This window comes from Pseudomonas sp. KH_021 (genome assembly GCF_057838865.1).
In genome coordinates this window covers 4277928-4298080 of record NZ_CM174477.1, presented here as the reverse complement: position 1 = coordinate 4298080, position 20153 = coordinate 4277928, and the positions used below count along the sequence as shown (strand labels likewise).

Annotated in this window: 18 protein-coding genes and 1 pseudogene; 14 read left to right on the top strand and 5 right to left on the bottom strand. The window is 58.4% G+C overall.

All coding sequences use genetic code 11. From position 1 onward, the window contains the following. Positions 1-17 precede the first annotated feature (17 nt). From AC3IX4_RS19705 to AC3IX4_RS19660, 10 genes are all read left to right on the top strand, one after another. The gene (locus AC3IX4_RS19705) at positions 18-1667 is read left to right on the top strand and encodes a fatty acid--CoA ligase (protein WP_489257070.1); all 1650 of its coding nucleotides are present in this window, start codon (positions 18-20) and stop codon (positions 1665-1667) included. Next, entirely contained in the window at positions 1664-3778 is a 2115-nt protein-coding gene (locus AC3IX4_RS19700; RefSeq protein WP_489257069.1) for a 3-hydroxyacyl-CoA dehydrogenase NAD-binding domain-containing protein, read from the top strand. Before AC3IX4_RS19705 ends, AC3IX4_RS19700 begins: the two co-directional genes overlap by 4 nt. A 30-nt stretch (positions 3779-3808) precedes the next feature. Next, entirely contained in the window at positions 3809-4996 is a 1188-nt protein-coding gene (locus AC3IX4_RS19695) for an acetyl-CoA C-acyltransferase (RefSeq protein ID WP_489257068.1), read from the top strand. After that, entirely contained in the window at positions 4993-6045 is a 1053-nt protein-coding gene (locus AC3IX4_RS19690) for a phosphotransferase family protein (RefSeq protein WP_489257067.1), read from the top strand. Before AC3IX4_RS19695 ends, AC3IX4_RS19690 begins: the two co-directional genes overlap by 4 nt. Next, positions 6042-6407: a DUF6285 domain-containing protein gene (locus AC3IX4_RS19685; protein WP_489257066.1), complete on the top strand. Its 366-nt coding sequence runs from the start codon at positions 6042-6044 to the stop codon at positions 6405-6407. The genes AC3IX4_RS19690 and AC3IX4_RS19685 overlap by 4 nt, the downstream gene beginning before the upstream one ends. A gap of 30 nt (positions 6408-6437) precedes the next feature. After that, on the top strand, positions 6438-7610 hold the full coding sequence (locus AC3IX4_RS19680; protein WP_489257065.1) for an acyl-CoA dehydrogenase family protein: 1173 nt from the start codon (positions 6438-6440) through the stop codon (positions 7608-7610). Positions 7611-7844: 234 nt separating this feature from the next. Then, positions 7845-8216 carry a hypothetical protein gene (locus AC3IX4_RS19675; protein ID WP_489257064.1) on the top strand — a complete coding sequence of 124 codons (372 nt, stop codon included), beginning with the start codon at positions 7845-7847 and terminating at the stop codon, positions 8214-8216. Between the two features lie 187 nt (positions 8217-8403). Continuing rightward, positions 8404-9555 (top strand): iron-containing alcohol dehydrogenase, encoded by a 1152-nt coding sequence (locus AC3IX4_RS19670; RefSeq protein WP_489257063.1) that lies wholly within the window; start codon positions 8404-8406, stop codon positions 9553-9555. Next, entirely contained in the window at positions 9552-9989 is a 438-nt protein-coding gene (locus AC3IX4_RS19665) for an acyl-CoA thioesterase (protein WP_489257062.1), read from the top strand. The genes AC3IX4_RS19670 and AC3IX4_RS19665 overlap by 4 nt, the downstream gene beginning before the upstream one ends. A 130-nt stretch (positions 9990-10119) precedes the next feature. Then, complete coding sequence (locus AC3IX4_RS19660) at positions 10120-10419, top strand: hypothetical protein (protein ID WP_489257061.1); 300 nt, start codon at positions 10120-10122, stop codon at positions 10417-10419. Positions 10420-10525: 106 nt separating this feature from the next. Here the strand turns inward: AC3IX4_RS19660 and AC3IX4_RS19655 are convergent, their stop codons facing one another. The 3 genes and pseudogenes from AC3IX4_RS19655 to AC3IX4_RS19645 form a co-directional block, all read right to left on the bottom strand. Then, entirely contained in the window at positions 10526-10810 is a 285-nt protein-coding gene (locus AC3IX4_RS19655; RefSeq protein WP_489257060.1) for a DUF3077 domain-containing protein, read from the bottom strand. A 433-nt stretch (positions 10811-11243) separates the two neighbouring features. Further along, positions 11244-11582: pseudogene (locus tag AC3IX4_RS19650) on the bottom strand (bestrophin family protein); the annotation flags it as partial. A gap of 8 nt (positions 11583-11590) precedes the next feature. Next, entirely contained in the window at positions 11591-12409 is an 819-nt protein-coding gene (locus AC3IX4_RS19645; RefSeq protein WP_489257059.1) for a sulfite exporter TauE/SafE family protein, read from the bottom strand. Positions 12410-12560: 151 nt separating this feature from the next. Here AC3IX4_RS19645 and AC3IX4_RS19640 point away from each other — a divergent pair, with 151 nt between their 5' ends. The 4 genes from AC3IX4_RS19640 to AC3IX4_RS19625 all read left to right on the top strand — a co-directional run bounded on the left by AC3IX4_RS19640 (position 12561) and on the right by AC3IX4_RS19625 (position 17504). Further along, complete coding sequence (locus AC3IX4_RS19640) at positions 12561-13472, top strand: LysR family transcriptional regulator (RefSeq protein ID WP_489257058.1); 912 nt, start codon at positions 12561-12563, stop codon at positions 13470-13472. A gap of 307 nt (positions 13473-13779) precedes the next feature. Beyond that, positions 13780-15078 carry an MFS transporter gene (locus tag AC3IX4_RS19635; protein WP_489257057.1) on the top strand — a complete coding sequence of 433 codons (1299 nt, stop codon included), beginning with the start codon at positions 13780-13782 and terminating at the stop codon, positions 15076-15078. 49 nt (positions 15079-15127) lie between these two features. Then, the gene (locus tag AC3IX4_RS19630) at positions 15128-16267 is read left to right on the top strand and encodes a M20 aminoacylase family protein (protein WP_489261326.1); all 1140 of its coding nucleotides are present in this window, start codon (positions 15128-15130) and stop codon (positions 16265-16267) included. 382 nt (positions 16268-16649) lie between these two features. After that, positions 16650-17504 carry a DMT family transporter gene (locus tag AC3IX4_RS19625; protein WP_489257056.1) on the top strand — a complete coding sequence of 285 codons (855 nt, stop codon included), beginning with the start codon at positions 16650-16652 and terminating at the stop codon, positions 17502-17504. 11 nt (positions 17505-17515) lie between these two features. Here the strand turns inward: AC3IX4_RS19625 and AC3IX4_RS19620 are convergent, their stop codons facing one another. Then, complete coding sequence (locus tag AC3IX4_RS19620) at positions 17516-18967, bottom strand: glutamine synthetase family protein (RefSeq protein ID WP_489257055.1); 1452 nt, start codon at positions 18965-18967, stop codon at positions 17516-17518. Between the two features lie 14 nt (positions 18968-18981). Beyond that, positions 18982-20145, bottom strand: coding sequence for an aminotransferase class V-fold PLP-dependent enzyme (locus AC3IX4_RS19615; protein ID WP_489257054.1), 1164 nt, complete (start codon positions 20143-20145; stop codon positions 18982-18984). Positions 20146-20153 lie beyond the last annotated feature (8 nt).

Here is a 20153-nt window from a genome sequence, read left to right as displayed (position 1 = left end):
CGCTTCTGGAGTCGTCCATGCTGAAGACAAAAATAATTCCACCTGCACCCGGCGCGTATACCTACCCACTGCTGATCAAGCGTTTGCTGCTGTCGGGCGTGCGTTTCGAGCCCGATCAGGAAATCGTCTACGCCGATAAGCTGCGCTACAACTATCGCACCCTCAACGAGCGAATTTGCAGGCTGGCCAACGCCCTGACGGCAGCCGGCGTGAAGGCCGGGGATACCGTGGCCATGCTCGACTGGGACAGCCACCGCTACCTGGAATGCTTCTTCGCCGTGCCCATGATCGGTGCGGTGCTGCACACGGTGAATATCCGCCTGTCTGCCGACCAGGTGCGCTACACCATGAACCACGCCGAAGATGACGTGGTGCTGGTGCATGACGATTTCGTGCCCATGCTCGAACAGATCCATGACGGCCTCACCACTGTTAAAAGTTATATCCAGCTCACCGATGGCGACGCGACCGAGACCTGCTTGCCGGTGCTGGGCGAGTACGAAAACCTGCTGTCCCAGGCAGCGACCGAGTACGAGTTCCCGGACTTCGACGAAAACTCGGTGGCGACCCTGTTCTACACCACCGGCACCACCGGCAACCCGAAAGGGGTGTACTTCACTCACCGCCAGTTGGTGCTGCATACCCTCAATGCCGTGGGCTCCTTGGGCGTCTACCAGAGCCTGCCGCTACTGCGCTCCGACGACGTCTACATGCCCATCACGCCGATGTTCCATGTACACGCCTGGGGCGTCCCGTATGTGGCGACGTTGATGGGCATCAAGCAGGTGTACCCCGGCCGCTACGAGCCCAACACCCTGGTCAAGCTGTATCGCGAAGAGAAGGTCACCTTCTCCCACTGCGTGCCGACCATTTTGCAGATGATTCTGAGCTGCGAAGAGGCGACCCACACCGACCTGTCTGGCTGGAAAATGCTGTTGGGGGGCAGCGCCCTGACCCTGGGCATCGCCAGCCAAGCCAGTGCCCGTGGTATTCGCGTGCACAGTGGCTACGGCATGTCCGAAACCTGCCCGATGCTGTGCAAGGCTTACCTGTCTGCCGAAGCGCTCGAGCAACCGGCGCAGGAGCAGTTGGTCAATCGTATCAAGACGGGCAAGCCGATCCCGATGGTCGACTTGAAAATCGTCGACGCCAGCGGCAACGAGGTGGCCCAGGACGGCGAGTCGCTGGGGGAAATCGTGGTGCGCGCGCCTTGGCTGACCCAAGGCTATTTGAAGGAGCCGGAAAAGGGCGCCGAACTGTGGCAAGACGGTTGGCTACACACCGGCGACCTGGCCTCCATCGACCCGTTTGGGGTGGTGGAAATCAAGGACCGCCTCAAAGATGTGATCAAGACCGGAGGAGAGTGGATCAGCTCCTTGGACCTGGAAAACCTGATCAGCGAGCACGCCTCGGTGACTGCCGTCGCGGTGGTCGGCATTCCCGATGATCAATGGGGAGAACGCCCCATGGCCCTGGTGGTGTGCGAACCGGGGCAACAGCTGGATCGCCAATCACTCGAAGCGCACTTGCAGCAGTTCGTGGCCAGTGGCCGCATCAACAAGTGGGCGATTCCCAAGCAGTTCAAGTTTGTCGCTGAGATTCCCAAGACCAGCGTCGGAAAAATCAACAAGAAACTCATCCGTGAGACTGAGGCGAGCCCACAATGAACAGCCTGATCCACTACCGCTGCGAAGGGCCGTTGGCCCTGATCGGCCTGGCCAACGCCCCGGTCAATGCTCTGGGCCAGGCTCTGCGTGAGCAACTGCTGGCCGCCTGCGAGCGTGCCGCTGCCGACCCTGCGATCCACGCCATTATCCTGCACGGCGACGAAGGCCTGGCGTTCAGCGCAGGCGCCGACATCTCGGAGTTTGGCAACCCAGAGTCGCTTGCCCAAACCGATTTGCCGAGCCTGCTGGTGCGCTTGAGCGAACTGGACAAACCCCTGATCGCCGCCATTGGCCGTCTGGCCCTGGGCGGCGGGCTTGAGCTGGCGTTGGCCTGCGGCTACCGCGTGGCCGAAGCCGGTGCGCGCCTGGGCCTGCCGGAAATCAAGCTGGGCCTGTTGCCCGGCGCCGGTGGCACCCAGCGGCTGCCACGCCTGATCGGTGCTGCGGCGGCACTGGACATGATCGCCACGGGGCAACCGATTGACGCAGCCTTCGCACTGGAACTGGGCCTGCTTGACCGCGTGGCAGCCGATGCCGCCAGCTTGCTCGACACGGCTCGCAGCCTGGCCCAGGAACTGATTGCCTGCCAGGCACCCGCTTACCCAGTCAGCGCATACGTGAGCCCGGGCGCCGAACTTCCGGCCAATTACTTTGCGACCTACCGTGCGGCTAACCAGCGGCGCTGGAAAGGCCAGAACGCGCCCGAGCGTGTGGTCAAGGCCGTCGAGGCGGCCTGTAGCCTGTCCCTGGCCGATGGCCTGGCCAAAGAGACCGAGCTGTTCAATGAGGCCGAGGCGTCCAGCGAATCGCAGGCCCTGCGTCATGTGTTCTTCGCCGAGCGTGAGGTCGGCAAACTGCCGGGCCTGGATGCCAACACGCCGATCCGTCCGATTACCCAAGTCGCGATTATCGGCGCTGGCACCATGGGCGGCGGTATCGCCATGAACTTCGCCAATGCCGGCATGGCCGTCACCTTGCTGGAACTCAAGGCCGACGCCCTGGAGCGCGGCCTGGCGCAGATCCGCAAGAACTACGAAACCAGCGTGCAGCGCGGCAAGCTCACAGCCGAACGGCTGGAGCAGAACATGGCGCTGATCCAAGGCACCCTCGACTATGCCGACCTCGCCCAGGCAGACCTGGTGATCGAGGCCGTGTTCGAGAGCTTGCCGATCAAGCAACAGGTGTTCCGCACCCTCGATGAGGTGTGCAAGCCGGGCGCGATCCTGGCCAGCAACACCTCCACCTTGGACGTGGACGCCATTGCTGCTGTGACCAATCGCCCAGCAGACGTCGTCGGCCTGCATTTTTTCAGCCCGGCCAACGTCATGCGCCTGCTGGAAGTGGTGCGCGGCACCGCCACGGCCCCCGACGTGCTGGCCACGACCCTGAAGATCGCCAAGCGCATCGGCAAGATCCCGGTGGTTTCGGGGGTGTGTTTCGGCTTTATCGGCAACCGCATGCTCGAACCCTATTCGCGCGAAGCCCACCGCTTGCTGCTCGAAGGCGCAACGCCTGCGCAGATCGACCGCGTGCTGACCGACCTTGGCCTGGCCATGGGCGTAATCGCCATGCACGACCTGGCCGGTATCGATGTCAGCTACCTGGTGCGTGAATCACGTCGTGAGCTCATCAGCCATGACCCCAGCTACTGCAAGCTGGCCGATGAGTTGTATGCCATGGGCCGCTATGGGCAAAAGAACGGGCGTGGCGCCTACGTCTATGAAGGCCGCGAGCGCCTGGATGATCCGCTGGTGGTCGATGTGGCCAAGCGTCTGGCCCTGGAGCTGGGAATTGAGCAGCGCGAAATCAGCGATCAGGAAATTCACGACCGCTGCCTGCTGATGCTGGTCAACGAAGGCATCCAGCTGCTCGACGAAGGCATCGCCCAGCGCAGCAGCGACATCGACCTGGTGTGGATCAATGGCTACGGCTTCCCGGCCTGGCGCGGCGGCCCGTTGCACTACGGCGAAGATCTGGGGCTTGAGCATGTGCTCGAGCGCATCAGCCATTACCGCGAAGCGCTGGGTGCCTATGGCCAGATGTGGTTCCAGCCGGCGCCGCTGCTGGAACGCCTGGTCGCCAATGGCCAAAGCCGAATCGAGCGAATCTGACCTGCACCCGACTACTCAAGGACAATCCTCATGAAAGAAGCCGTCATTCTCTCCACCGCCCGTACCCCCATTGGCAAAGCCTTTCGTGGTGCCTTCAACAACATCAAGTCGCCGACCCTGGCCAGCCACGCCATTCGCGCGGCGGTCGAGCGGGCCGGGATCGAAGCCGGTGAAATCGAAGACCTGGTCATGGGCACGGCCCTGACCAGCGGCACCGCCGGTTGGAACCTGGGGCGCATGGCGGCGCTGGCGTCGGGCTTGCCGCTGTCGGTCAGTGGCCAGACCCTGGATCGCCAGTGCGCCTCGGGCCTGATGGCCATCGCCACCGCGGCCAAACAGATCATGGTCGATGGCATGCAGGTCGCCATCGGTGCCGGGCAAGACAACATCAGCGCCGAGCAGCAGCGCAATACCGGGTTGGCTTTCGCCGAGTGCGACCCACTGGTAGAACGCAATGCCGCCCACGCCTACATGCCTATGCTGCAGACCGCCGAGCTGGTCGCCAAGCGCTACGGCATCAGCCGCGAAGCGCAAGACCTGTATGCCTTGCAATCGCAGATGCGCACCGCTGCTGCGCAAGAGGCTGGCCTGTTCGCGGCGGAAATTATCCCGGTCACCAGCACCCGTAAAGTGATCGACAAGCTGACCGGCGTTGCGCGCCTGGAGTCGGTCACCCTGCGTGCCGACGAAGGCAACCGCCCGCAAACCCGCCTTGAAGACCTGACCAGCCTTAAGACCGTGATCGAGGGTGGCTGCATCACCGCTGGCAACGCCAGCCAGCTGTCCGATGGCGCCAGCGCCTGCGTGTTGATGGATGCGCGTCTGGCCGAACAGCGCAACCTCAACCCACTGGGCCTGTATCGCGGCATGACCGTGGCCGGCCTGGCCCCGGAAGAAATGGGCATCGGCCCGGTACTCGCGGTACCCAAGTTGCTCAAGCAGCACGGCCTGACCGTCGACGACATCGGCCTGTGGGAGTTGAACGAAGCCTTCGCCTGCCAGGTGCTGTACTGCCGCGACAAGCTGGGTATCGATCCAGACAAACTGAACGTCAATGGCGGCGCCATCGCCATCGGCCACCCCTATGGCATGAGCGGCGCGCGCATGGTCGGGCATGCCCTGCTCGAAGGCCGACGTCGTGGCGTGAAATATGTGGTCGTGACCATGTGTGTGGGCGGCGGCATGGGCGCCGCGGGGTTGTTCGAGGTGTTCCGGTGAGTGTCGTAGCTTCCATTAGCCGGCCGTCTTCCCAGCCACCGCGCTCGCGCGCTCGGCTGGAAGCCTTTCTATGCCAGCAGGCGGGGGCGGAGCGCGTCACGATCGAACAGCAGTTGCGTTTGTCAGGTGGTGCAATCCAGGAAAACTGGTTGCTGGAAGTGCGCATTGAGGGTGGCCGGCTGGCCGGTAACCAGCGTTGGGTGCTGCGCACCGATGCCCAGTCGGCCGTGACGGTCAGCCTGAGCCGTGCCCAGGAATTTGCCGTACTCAAGACCGTACACGGGGCGGGCGTAAAAGTGCCGCGCCCGCTCTGGCTGTGTGAAGACCTGTCAGTGTACGGCCGACCGTTTTTCGTCATGGAGTGGGTGGCCGGTGTCACGGCCGGCCACCGCCTGACCGCCCAGTTGGAAGGCGAGGGAGACCCGCAGTTGGCGGCCGACCTGGGTGCCAACCTTGCGCGCCTGCACAAGATTGCTCCGCCCGCGGCCCGCCTGAAATTTCTCGGTGACCCGAGCGAGGTGTCGGTGCAGGCGTCGATTGACGCCCGCCGCAGCGCGTTGGATCAGTTGCAGGTCTTCCACCCGGTGCTGGAGTGGGGGCTGCGCTGGTGTGAATTGAAAGCGCCGAAAACCGCCTCGGTTTGCCTGCTGCACGGTGACTTTCGCACCGGCAACTACTTGGCCAAGCCTGGCAAGCTACAAGCGATACTGGATTGGGAGTTCACCGGTTGGGGTGACCCGCGCGAAGACATCGGCTGGTTCACCGCCCGTTGCTGGCGCTTCGCCCGACCGGACTTGGAAGCGGGGGGGATCAGCACCCTCGAACACTTCATGCGCGGCTACAACGAGATTTCCCCGCTGGAGATCGAGCCCAATGAGCGGGTGTTCTGGCAGGTCATGGGCACCTTGCGCTGGGCCGTGATTGCCCTGCAGCAAGCCCAGCGGCATCTGTCTGGCGAGGAGCCTTCGCTGGAGCTGGCGCTGACGGGCAGGCTGGTGCCTGAGCTTGAGCGGGACATCCTCAACCTGACCGGAGGGCTGCGCCCATGATGATCCGTCCCGATGCAGGCGATCTGTTGCAAATCGCCCGCAAGACGCTGCTCGATGACCTGCTCCCGGAGCTGCCGGCCGGCCTGCGCTACAAGGCGTTGATGGTCGCCAATGCCATGGCGATTGCCACTCGCGAATACCACGGTGGGGAAGCGGCCGATACCGTCGAGGCGCAGTTGCTGGAACAAATGCTCGGCACGCGTGAGCCTTCGCTCACCGATGCCCGCCAAGCGCTGTGCCGGGCTATTCGCCATGGCCAGTTCGACAAGCTCGGCAGTGATCAGGAACATCTGTTCATGGCGCTTTCGGCCATCACCCAGGCGCAGTTGGCGATCAGTAACCCGAAGGCGTTGGCTTCATGAGCCCTCGCGCCCCCAGAATCAAGGATTAGCATGAACTTCACGATCCCCGCGCCATTGCTGGAGCTGCGCGAAAAAACCCGCGCTTTTATCGCCGAGCAAGTGATACCGCTGGAAACCGATGCGCGCAACACCTCCCACGGCCCCAGCGAAGACTTGCGCCAGGAGCTGATCGCAAAAGCGCGTCAAGCTGGTTTGCTGTGCCCCCATGCCAGTCACGAAATGGGCGGTGCAGGCTTGAGCCATGTCGCCAAGGCGATCGTCTTCGAGGAAGCCGGTTATTCACCGCTGGGCCCCATAGCCCTGAACATCCACGCCCCGGATGAAGGCAATATCCACCTGATGGACGAGGTGGCCACCGACGCCCAGAAAGACCGCTGGCTGCGCCCGCTGGTCAATGGCCAGATTCGCTCCTGCTTTGCCATGACCGAGCCTTCGCCAGGCGCAGGGTCCGACCCTTCGATGATGAAAACCATGGCCGTGCGCGATGGCGACCACTACGTCATCAATGGCCGCAAATGGCTGATTACCGGTGCCGACGGTGCGGGTTTTGCGATCATCATGGCGCGCATGGAAGACGGCTCGGCGACCATGTTCCTGGCCGACATGAACACCCCCGGGATCATCCACGAACGGCTACTCGATACCCTGGACAGCTGCTTTGCTGGCGGCCACTCCATCCTGCGTTTCGAGAACGTACGGATTCCGGCCACCGATGTGCTGGGCGAAATCGGCAAGGGCTTTCGCTACGCCCAAGTGCGACTGGCACCGGCTCGCCTGACCCACTGCATGCGCTGGCTCGGTGCTGCCCGCCGCGCACACGATATCGCCTGCGACTATGCGAGCACCCGCGATTCGTTCGGCAAGACCCTGGGTGAACACCAGGGCGTTGGCTTCATGCTGGCCGACAACCAGATGGCCCTGCACAGCACACGCCTGGCCATCTGGCACTGCGCCTGGGTGCTGGACGAAGGCGGGCGGGGCAATGTCGAGTCGAGCATGACCAAGGTGCTCAGTGCCGAAGCCTTGTGGCAGGTGGTGGATCGCTGTGTGCAGATTCTGGGTGGGCGCGGGGTGACGGGCGAAACGGTGGTCGAGCGCATCTTCCGCGACATCCGTCCGTTCCGCATTTACGACGGCCCGAGCGAAGTGCATCGCATGAGCCTTTCGAAAAAAATCCTCGACGGCCACAAGGACTTTTCCTGATGACAGGCACTCTGCGGTTCACCCTGAGAATGAAGGGAAGAAGGCCGTATCGAGGCTTCCAAGCGCTTGTCTTGGGTTTTGTGCTGTTGCATAGATCGAGCGCCGCCCGCGCGGCGCATTCGCCGGCGAAAGCCGGCTCCCACATTGGTTGCAACGTGCCATGGCCTGTGGGGTAGGGGTTGTTAGCCTTGGTGGTTCGGTTTTGGATCTTTTTGGGTTTCGGTGGGATTGCGCGTGACTGGCAACTCCAATCTCACAGGCCATGGCACGTTGCAACCAATGTGGGAGCCGGCTTTCGCCGGCGAATGCGCCGCGCGGGCGGCGCTCGATCTCAAGAGCAAAGGAACAACCAAGGCAGGCACCTCGTGGGGCTCATGCGATCTGTTGACAGGCACTCTGCGGTTCACCCTGAGAATGAAGGGAAGAAGACCGTATCAAGGCTTCCAAGCGCTTGTCTTGGGTTTTGTGCTGTTGCCTAAATCGAGCGGCCCCCACATTTGGATTTGTGTCCGTTCAATGCTTGAGGTACAGCCGGTGGTGCATAGCATATCGTTCTGGATGAACAATGTGTTCCGCATTCAGATCATCGAAAAAAAACATAAGTAACTGATTAATAACATAAAAAATAACGCGTGGTGCCTGGCTTCAAACACTGTTCCGGATTCGCTGCAAAGCGCTCGATTCAGCGCCTATGCAGGGCTTTCGCTGGCATAGAATCAGTTGTCCGCCCGCAAAAATGCAGCGGGAAATAGCCTGATAACAATAAGTCAAACCATCTATTCGCGAGGCTCTCATGTTGAAAATGGTATTTCAGACCACCCCGTCTCTGATCATCGAACCTGGAGCTTCCAAGCGACTCGCCGCCCAAGTTCAAACCATGGGTTGCTCTTCGGTGCTGCTGGTGACCGACGCAGGGGTCATTGCGGCCGGATTGCTGGATGCCGTGCTCGCCAGTTTCAAGGACTCGGCCGTTGCGGTCAGTGTCTTTTCGCAGGTCCAGGCAGACCCACCTGAGTCGGTGATCGAGGCCGCAGTGGGTGCGGCCATCGCTTGCCGCGCCGATTGCGTGGTGGGGCTGGGCGGCGGCAGCTCGCTTGACGCGGCCAAGCTTGCAGCGCTGCTCGCGCGCAGTGGCGAGTCCTTGAGTGAGGTCTACGGCATCAACCAGGCCAAGGGCCCGCGCTTGCCGATGATCCTGATACCGACCACCGCCGGCACCGGCTCCGAGGTCACCGCTGTCTCCGTGGTTACCACCGGCAGCGGCCAAAAGAACGTGGTTATCTCACCGATATTGCTACCTGACGTGGCCCTGCTGGACGCCGAGCTGACCCTGGGCCTGCCAGCCCACGTCACGGCGGCGACCGGTATCGACTCCATGGTCCATGCCATCGAAGCCTACACCACCCGCCACCTGAAAAACCCGATCTCCGACTGCCTCGCACGTGAAGCCCTGAGCCTGTTGTCCGCTAACCTGTTCCAGGTCTGCGAAGACGGCAGCAACCTGGCCGCACGGGAAAACATGTTGCTCGGTGCGTGCCTGGCCGGCATGGCCTTCGCCAACGCGCCGGTCGCCGCCGTGCATGCGCTGGCTTACCCTCTGGGTGCTCGCTTCCATATCCCACACGGGCTGTCCAACGCCCTGGTACTGGGCCCGGTGATGCGCCATAACCTGGAGGTGGCGGCCCCGCTGTACGCAGAACTGGCCGACATCGTCCTGCCCGGCATCAGCGGCACAGACGCAGAAAAAGCCCGCACCCTGGCCAACTACCTCGGCGCCCTGGCCGGCGAACTGCGCCTGCCAACCCGCTTGAGCCAACTGGGCATCACCGAGGCCGACCTTGAAGACCTGGCCGTCGATGCCATGAAACAAAGCCGCCTGCTTGGCAACAACCCACGTCCCCTGAGCCTGGACGACGTGCGCGCGATCTACCGGGAAATTCTATGAGCACCAAAAACGAGCGGCCGAGCCGGGAAGACTTTCGTCGCTTCACCCGGATGCCGACCCGCTGGGGTGATCACGACTCCTATGGTCATGTGAACAACGTCGTGTATTACTCCTACTGCGAGTCGGCAATCACCACGTTCCTGGTCGAAGGGGGCACCCTCGAGATCGACAGCAGCCCGGTGATCGGGCTGATCGTCGAATCGGGTTGCAGCTACTTTGCGCCGATTGTCTTTCCTGACCAGATCGACGTCGGCATGAAGATCACCCACCTGGGCAACAGCAGCGCGCGCTACGAGCTGGCATTGTTTCGCAACGATGAACAGCAAGCCTCTGCGGCGGCTCATATCGTCTACGTGTACGTCGACCGCGCCAGCAACCGTTCGGCGCGCATCCCTGATGCAATACGAGACGTCCTGGCGCAACTGACCGACTGATCACACGGGCTGGTCATGACTGAGCGGGTTGCCGCTCGTCTGATTCAGCCCAATCCTTGACCTCGCCAACTTGCTAACCGCCTGCGGCCAAATAATCTGGATGGTTAACCATCACGATACAGAGGTGCGTATGAGGCAACGAGGTGAACGCTACTGGGCATGGGCCGACCCAGTCTTGCACTGCCGCACCCATGACGAGACGCGCCAGGACGGCACCAATCTCGACGTGCAAGTCAGGCTATCCAGGACGGGCGCAACTCAGTTGTTTATCGGCGTTTATGCCTCGTGCGGCATGGCCTTGTATGAAGAACTCTATGACGCCAGGCCCAAAGAGTCCCTATCGCGGGCCCTGGCCTGGGGTGTGGGGCGAGCCCGATTTCTGGCAGAGGAAGCGAGCCTGGAGGAGCCGGTGTTGGCGCGCCAGGCTTGAGTTTTCAGCCGTGTAGCCGCTGCCGAAGGCTGCGATGCGGCCCGTAAGGGGCGCCCGCATTACGGTCGATCGCAGCCTTCGGCAGCGGCTACAGATTTTGAAAACGTTACGCTCGGGCATCCAGCAAACTGTCCACCAGCGCCTTGGCCATTTCGGTCGAATGCACCGCCGCCCACAACATGCCCAGCCCTGCATCGCTGGTGTGTTCAACAGCGTGCTGGGCCATGGAAAGGACCGTTTGCAGATGCAAGGAGGCGTGGATCAGCGCATCTTCAACGGGGATTCCCTCGACAACGGCAAACAACGGACCGTGCGGGACGTCGCTGCAGCCAAAGGGGAGGTGTTGGGTTTTAAGCGTATCGAACGGCGGATCGGGAAGGGCTTTTGTCATGACTTTATTCCTGATGAAGTCGCCCCCGATCGTTTCCACAGGATTGGGTGGCAACTGTACGCGGGGTGGAAAACCGGGAGGAACAAAGCGAAAACCCGGCAGGACACAAGGCCCTCCCACGTACAGCTGCCATAAAACAGCTGTTATTTGAATTCACTTTGTTTAACCGGGTTTCCACACCCGACCGCTGAACCTTCAGCGGCCGAGAAAGACTAGGGATCGTGCTTCCCGGGGGCAAGGTGATGACAGGCAACAGGGTTCGTAGGATATTTCCAACCCTTAGTTGGCCGTTACAGACTCTCGGAAGCTGACTGAAAGATTTCTATCTGGTGTGCGTAGGAATTGCCTGTAGGAGCACGGCTTGCCGGCGATAAAGCCACCGCGGTGTGTCAGGTGAGGCCTCTCGCGGGTAAACCCAGCTCCTACCCCAAACCTACATCAACACGCCATCGATGGGTTGTATCGCGGCCGGGGCTGGCTCATCGAGCAGCTCCAGCACTGCAATCTCGATGTTGCGGCACATCGCTTGAAGCGGCAGGTCGTTGGGCTGGGTGTCGAACGGGTCGCTGATCTGATCGCCCAGGGCGTCCAGGCCGAAGAAGGTGTAGGCCAATACACAGACGGCAAACGGGGTGAACCAACCGATGTTGTCCGCCAGGCAGAGCGGCAGCAAAAAGCAGTACACGTGCACCACGCGGTGCAGCATCAGGATATAGGGATAGGGGATAGGTGTGCCCTTGATCCGCTCGCAGCCGCCCAACACATACGACAGCGCCAAGCCTAGAGCCCCATTGCCTTGGCCGCCATCAACAGCGCTGCGATGATGCCAGTGATCGCAAAGCCTTGCTGCAGCCTTGGTCCGGCCAGGCGATGAGCGATCTGCCTGCCCGCGACCAGCCCGGCCACGGCGCCCAGGGCAAACGGGATTCCCGCCTGCCAGTACATGACCCCCGTCAGCGTGGCCGTGGTCACGCTGCCAATCGATACCAAGGCGATCACGGCGAGCGAGGTCGCCATGATGCTTTTCAGCTCAAGGTCCGTGTAGCGCTTGAGCGCGGGAATAATGACAAAGCCACCGCCCACCCCGAGCAACCCGGACAGCAACCCGCACAGCATGCCGATAAACGCCAGCGCTCGAGCGCAGGGCAGGGTCCAGCGCAAGCGCCCTTGGGCGGGGTTGAGGACACAGGGGAGCATCAGTCGCGGGGCGGGCGCCTGGCCCGCACGGCCCTCGAGCATTGCCTGTCGCAGCATGCGCCCACAGGCGTAGAGCATGACGGCCGAAAACACCAGGGCAAGCGGCGGGTTGGGTAGCCTGTGCGCCAGGTAAAGACCCAAGGGCGCAGTCAAAACGCCCATGACGGACACCAGCGCGGCGGCACGGTACCTGACGATACCCTGGCGCAGCCCCAGAATGGCGCCCACCGTTGCGGCCAGCCCGACCGCCAGCAAACCAACCGGAGCGGCCTGCACCATCGACAGGCCCAGGCCGAATACCAACAACGGTACGGCCAGAATGCCGCCGCCCGCACCCGTCAAGGCCAGCACGGCACCAATGATGGCGCCCAGGGCGGCGCCCAGCAATGGATGCTCAATCATGTACGGGCCAGTCGATTGCGGTAGCAGGAGAGTGCATGTGTGATCCTTGTCAAAGGCCGGCAGTCTACCTAAAAAGCCCTGACGTGTTAGCTTCTGCACCCTTCGCAGTGCAAGCGGTTCCCTTTACCTTTCAGTGATAAGGCCATAGCGGGTGAAACTTCATCAACTCAAGGCGCTGGTCGCCATCCATCAGTCGGGCAGCATCCTTGAGGCCTCGAAGATCCTGCACATCACCCAGCCTGCCCTGAGCCGGGCGATCAAGGAGCTGGAGCGCGAATTGGGTTTTGTGTTGTTGCAACGCTCGTACAAGGGCATGGCCCTGACCGATGAAGGCAAGCGCATCATCCGCCACGCCAACCTGGTGGTGGAAAGCATCCGCCGCTTGCAGATCGAGGCGGCCAATATCCAGGATGCGGCCTTGGGCGCGGTGTCCATTGGTGTGACGTCGCTGACGGCCATTCTCGATGGCGTCGATGAAAGCATCTTGGCGTTTCGGCGCAAATACCCGCGGGTCAAGATCACCATCACCGATTTGCGGCCCAGCCAAATCCTGCAACGGCTTCGCGACGGCAGCCTGGATTTTGCCATTACCTCCCAGCAACCGCTGACCCGCATGAACCTGGATTGGGAAGCGGTGGGCAGCATCAAGGGCAAGGTCATCTGCCATGTCTCCAATCAGCACAAGTTTTCCCAGTCGCTGCGCTCGCTGCAGTACGCCCACTGGATCAGCCTGGATGAATTGGCGGACCAGGCGTCGCAGTTTCATCAGCTGTTCGAGGTCAATAACCTCAAGGTGCCGCAGAGCGCAGTGGAATGCACCTCGATCATGATGGCCCTCAAGCTGCTCAAGAACACTGAATCGTTGATGACCATCAGCGAGCTGGCGGTTGATGACGTGTTGTCATTTAACGCCAGCCCGGAATTTTTCCAGGTGCCGGTGCAGGAGCTAGTGCCCGATTACCCGATCAATCTGGTCTGTATCGATCGACACAGTCTGACGGCGCCGGCCGAAGAGTTGTTCCACGGCCTGCGCACTCGGTTGTTCAAGACGGCGGAACATTGATTGCTTGTTCGGCACTGCTATGCCGATTGGTTAATAAGGGGGTTAGAACTGCCTTTTTCAGGAAAAACCACCCTGAAAAATGCTTGCAAGATAACGGCTGGCACGTCGTCAATAACGTCTCGGAACGGGTGAAGGTAGAGCGCCTAAGGATTCTGAGGTCATGTGTGCTCTGGCTTGAGGCAAAGCGGTAGCCACGGGGCTGCAAAAATTAACAATAGGTTAATTGATTGCATAAACCGCAAGTGTGTTGAGCGCAAGATTGGCTGATAGTCAATGCAAGCCGTGAACTCGACACCGGAGAATAATAATGACTACACCCGTGCCCGCACCGATCACCCACACGCAGCCGTCTGCCGCAGCCCAGCCCTCATCCTCGCGAAAAACGCTCATTGCCTGCTCATTGGGCAATGCGCTTGAGATGTATGACTTCACCATCTACAGCTTCTTTGCCGTCCTGATCGGCCACCACTTTTTTCCCTCGGACTCGGCAATAGCATCGCTGTTGATGTCGCTGGCGACCTTTGGCGTGGGCTTTTTGATGCGCCCGGTTGGGGCCATGGTGATCGGCCGTTTTGCCGACCGCCGTGGGCGCAAGGCGGCGCTTAGCCTGACGATCGGGTTGATGACCTTGGGCACGGCGCTGATTGCGTTTGCGCCGACGTACCAGCAGATCGGTATTTTCGCGACCTTGATGCTGGTCACCGGGCGACTGATACAGGGCCTGTCTGCCGGCGGGGAGATTGGTACCGCCTCGGTGTTTTTGATGGAGTCCAGCAGCACCGCCAAGCGCTGCCAGAGCGTCAGTTGGCAGGCTGCCAGCCAAGGCTATGCAGCGTTGGTCGGTGCAGCGTTCGGCTTCAGCCTGAGTCAGGTTCTCGACCCTGCCAGCCTCGACAGCTGGGGCTGGCGCATTCCGTTTATCTTCGGCCTGTTGATTGGCCCGGTCGGTCTGTACATCCGCAATCGCCTGCCGGAGACCCATGAGGCCGAGCCTGCGTCGCATGCAGCGCCTGCGGCCGATGCCCAGCTGTATAAGCGCATTGCCCTGGGCATCGGGCTGATGGCCAGCTCCACCATCGGCATGTACCTGTTTGTGTTTTACATGCCGACCTATCTGATCACCGTGCTGCATTACCCGCAAAGCAGTGCCATGGCCATTGCCTGCGTCAGCAGCGCGTGCATGGCGATCATCTGCCCGCTGGCCGGCAAGTTTGCCGACAAGCACCAATTGCGCAAGCGTCTGGTGATCTGGACCGTGGCCACCCCGGTGTTGCTGACATTCCCTGCGTTCTACCTGCTGGGCCAGGTCCAGAGCCTGGGGCTGGCAATGATGCTGGTGGCGGTCATGATCCTGCCCACCTGCATTGGCGCGGGTGCCTTTTTCTCCATGATCATGGAGGGCTTCCCCAAGGCCCAGCGCGCTTTTGGCACCTCCGTCAGCTACAGCTTTGGTGTCACGTTGTTCGGCGGCTTCTCACCGCTGATCGCCACATGGCTGACCTCTGCACTGGCGACACCACTGGCCCCTGCCTATTACTTCCTGGTGGGCGGCGCCTTGAGCCTGGTGTGCTTGAAGTACTTTCCTGAAAACAAAGGATGCGAGTGAAATGAGCCATTTCGAGAAGACCCAGAACCTGCACCCTGTCACTGAAGACATGGAAACCTTCGTGCAGATTCGCCGGCAGATCCACGCCGCCCCGGAGCTGGGCGGCGAGACCCCGGACACCGCTGCGCTGGTGGCCGAAAAGCTCGAGCAGTGGGGCTATGAAGTCCACCGCAACATCGGTGGCCATGGCTTGGTCGGTGTCTTGAAAGTGGGCGATGGCCCGCGCTGCCTGGGCCTGCGCGCCGACATGGACGCACTACCCATGAGCGAGAAAAACCCGTTCGCTCACGCCAGTAAAATTCCCGGTCGCATGCACGCCTGCGGCCACGATGGCCATACCGCCATCCTGTTGGCGGCCGCCTCGCGCTTGGCGGCCAGCCGCACTTTCAATGGCACCTTGAACCTGATCTTCCAGCCCGACGAAGAAGGCCTGGCCGGCGCCAAGGCAATGATCGACGACGACCTGTTCGAGCGCTTCCCGTGCGATGCAGTGTTTGCCTTGCACAACATGCCCGGCCTGCCGGTGGGTACCTGCGTGGTCCAGTCCGGGCCGACCATGGCTTCCAGTGAGCGGGTCAGCATTCGCATTACCGGCAAGGGTGGGCATGGCGCGATGCCGGAGCTGTCGGTCGACCCGATCCCGGCGCTCAACAGCCTGATCAGCGGCATCCAGACCATCAAGTCGCGCAACCTGGCGGTGGAAGAATATGCCGTCATCAGCATTGGCATGATCCAGGCCGGCACGGTTTACAACATCATTCCCGATGAGGCCAGCATGCTGATCAGCGTGCGTACCGACACCTCTGAGACCCAGCAGAAGATCAACCGCCGGATCGAAGAACTGGTGCAAGGCCATGCCTTGAGCTTCGGTGTAAAGATCGACCTGGACTTCACTCAACTGGCGCCGGCGCTGGTCAACAGCGAACGGGAAAGCGAGCTGCTGCGTGAAAGCCTGCGGCCGCTGTTCAAGGACGGCGAACTGCTTTCGCAGATGCCGAAGAAAGTCATGGGCACTGAAGATTTTGCCTACATGCTGCAGGCCCGGCCGGGGTGCTATTTCATGTTGGGTAACGGCACGGGCGAGTTTCATGGCTGCTCGGTGCACAACCCGCATTACGATTTCAATGATGAGCTGGTGAAGGTGGGGTCGGATTGCTGGGTGGCGTGGGTGGAGGACTATTTGATTTAACCCGTCGACGGCGGTTCCCCTTCGTGGTGGGTAATCAACTACACCGTTGCGTCCCACCACCATCTTGCAAATGACTCAATCCCCCTTCAGCCCCTGCAACGCCCACGAATTGCTCTTTCAAATGCGCGCCGGCGTCATTTTCAAACAGCTTTCGAAACAGCCACACGTATCTATAAGTCACACAATACTGCACTTGGATAACATTCTGAATGCCTAGGCTTCACACGACGCCCAAGAGCGGAGCGTGGTAACTTTAATTAGAAGTGGAAGGTTGGCTGCTGCACCATAGATGTAGGATTCTTCTGAAAACGGCTATGGATGGTGGCGCAAAGGGAATAGTCCGTCATACTTGTGCGGCTTGACGAGGGAGGGAGGAGATTAAGTGAAAGCAAATGGACTTTTGGTTGGCGTGTCTTGGATGAGTGTGAGCTTGTTATCATTTGTGGGTATGGCGGTTTCATCCAGAGAGTTGGCCGAGTCGTTGAGCATACCTCAGATGTTGTTTTTTAGATCCCTTGTCGGAGCGATAGTCATCAGTCCCTTTGTGTGGGGGATGCGGGAAAATATTTTGAAAGGGGTTGATTTTTATTTTCATGTGCTGAGAAATGGCTTTCATTTTGCGGGCCAGTACTTGTGGACTGTGGGTGTCACGCATTTGCCGCTAGTGATGGTTTTTGCTTTGGAGTTCACAACACCTATTTGGGTCGCTTTGCTGGCGATTTGTTTTCTAAATGAAAAAATGAATATCGCTAGGGTGATAGCTTCGCTGTGTGGGTTTGTTGGTGTTTTGGTTGTGCTGCGGCCTGGATTTGATTCGATTGAGGTGGCTACTTATTTTGTGCTTTTCGCGGCGGTCGCTTATGCCGCTTCGATTGTAATAGTTAAGCGTCTGGTGCTGGTCACATCCCCTACCATTATTGTGTTTTGGATGGTGATGTTGCAGTTGCCGCTGGGGTTGATATTTTCATTTGCCGACTGGCGAGTCCCGGGGCTATTGTCTGTGCCTTGGATAGTCTGTCTGGGGGTGACTGGATTAAGCGCTCATTTTGCCATGGCGAAAGCACTGAAGATCATGGATGCTTCAGTCGCCATGCCTATCGATTTTTTCAGAGTGCCTTTAATAGCTGTGATCGGCTATTTTTGTTACGGCGAAAATTTGAGTGGTTGGGTTTTTCTAGGGGGGGTAATAATTTTTCTGTCTAACTATTTTGCTTATAGGTATGAGTCGAGTCGATAGAGTTTTCATGTTCAGGGTGTGTGGTTTAAATAGGTCTCAAAGTCCCAGTTGGTTATTTGTGAAAGGAAGTCGTCCCACTCGTTGGTCTTAATGCTGATGAATAAATTTTCCATCTCGCCGGGGAGCGATGAAAGAATGACGTCATTTTTTTGAAGCTTCCTCAAGGCATCGCTTAAATTGTGTGGAATAAATTTCCTTTCAGCGTCTGTTGCGTAGCTGTTTGAGTCTATAGGCTCGTCAAGAATATATTGATTAGACAGTCCATCGTCTATTGCTTTAAGTAGGGCGGATGACATCAGGTATGGGTTCACTAATGCATCGGGTGTTCGGTATTCAATACGCTCCCATGAAGGTACCCGAATGGCGCAGGTTCTATTTTGGAAACCCCAGTTGGCGAGTATGGGGGCCCAGAAGCCCTTTTCCCACAAACGTTTATAAGAGTTGACGGTGGGCGCCGCAATAGCTGTCAATGCGTCCAGGTTTTTTTGAATCCCGGCAACAGTATGGCTGCCTATTGCTGTCAGCATTGTTTGATTTTCAGCGGATAAAAATTTATTTATGCCGTTTTCGCGATAACTATAAATGCTTTCCATTCCGCATATTCTTTTGAAAGCTTGTTCACGGAAAGCATCTTCGCCGCCTTCCCATAGCGAAATATTGAAATGACATCCAGAACCTGAAATGCCAGTAAAGGGCTTGGGTAGAAAGCAAGCAGTAAGATCAAATTCTTTTGCGACTTGAGTGCATATTTGTCGGTATGTGAGCAGGCGGTCACAACTTCTCAATGGTTCATCAAATGAAAAATTGAGTTCTAATTGCCCAGGAGCATCTTCATGATCGCCTTGGATCATGTCCAGTCCCATCAACTCAGCATATTCTAGAACCTTCATGTAAACCGGCCTTAGTTTTTCGAATTGACCGATGTGGTAGCACAATGGATCTGACGCGCCATGATATTGGTGAGCGCCCTGCGATTTTTTTAGCCACATCATTTCTGGCTCCATGCCAATGCGCATGTTTAGATTGTGCTTTTTAATAAACTCACAGTGCGCACTAGAAAGGTTACCGCGGCAGTCAGCGGTCAACCTAGACCCTGGTAGTAAAACGTCGTTTGGATTCTTGAATAACGTGCAAAATACGCGTCCAATCCGTCTGTCCCATGGCAGCTGCACCAAAGTGGCAGGATCAGGAAAAGCGATTAGCTCTGACGCGTTTGGAGGATACCCCAAGTGATTTCCAAATCTATCTAGGCTGACATTCACAGTGGCTCCATAAACCATGGAAAACCCTTTTTCGCAAATATTCATAAAGTGTTTCGTCGGAATACCTTTCCCTTGCAAGCGTCCTGTTATGGATACGAATTGCAGGTAAATATATTCGATTCCACTTTTCTTTAGAAAGGCGTCAGCTTCCAATACCTCTTTTTTGCGCAAAGGGGCATCGCGGAACATTTCGTAATCCATGGTGTATGCCTCTATCAGTTTGTTGATTTGGTTATTGTGGCTGCCGTTATTAGGATGTCTTCGATTGAAGTAAATAGTGGGTTGAACGAAATTCTTATTAAGTTGGGGTGGCGATACTCGGTGGCAATATTTTTATTGCTTAATACTAAATGTGTATTTTGGGCGTTGTTCAGCTCCAGTCCAATGTGACCGCTCATGTTTTTGTCATGTGGCTGAAAGGGAAGTCGAGCATTGCCTCTGTGGAGTATCGTATTTATTTCCTCTAGAAATATTTTTTGTAGCGTTCTGCTGTCCGTTTCGATATCTGTAATTCTGCTTTCTCTTAGCGTATTCATGCCTTCGTCTAATCCAATAAGAGAAAGCACTGGCGGAGTACCAACTTGGAATTGAGTCACTCCTGATGCCGGTACATAGGTGGGACTAAAGCTGAATGGTTCGGCGTGCCCCAGCCAACCTTGTATTGGATTTTTCAATTGACTCTGCAAGCGGGAATTTACGTAAATAAAGGCCGGAGCGCCGGGTCCTCCGCAGAGATATTTATAACCACAGCCTACCGCCATGTCCATGTCCAGCCTGTTGAAGTCTAAATTCATAATTCCAGCGCTATGAGATAAGTCCCACAATGTCAGTGCGCCTTCATTTCGAGCTTTTTGATTGATGGAGTCAATGCTATGAGCTTCACCCGTTCTATGGTTCACATGGGATAACAGGACAATGGCAACATCGTTGCTGATAGTGGAGATTATATGCTCGCTAGGTACTATTCTGACCTCAATGTGTTGGTTGGCTAGCGTTAGTCCTTGGGCGATGTAGATGTCAGTAGAGAAGTTTGCAATGTCGGTAAGAATTATTTTTCTGGGGCTGTTTAGAGTAAGGCCGGCGCTCAATAACTTGAACAGGTTTGTTGATGTGTTATCGCAGACGGTGATTGTATTGACTTCAGCGTTAAATAGCTGTTGTATTTTTTTGCCGACGGATGTTGGGGTGCCGAGCCAGTCGTTTTTTTTCCAGGCCCCTGCGAGGTTGTCGGTCCACTCGTTAGTGCATGCTGAATGCAACCGCGCCATCGTTTTTACAGGACAGGGGCCAAGTGAATTGCCGGTAAGATAGATAAGGTCTTCAGGTATCGAAAAATCATTTTTCCTAAAGCTTGCAAGCTTCAACGGCTGGATGGACATGCGGAATA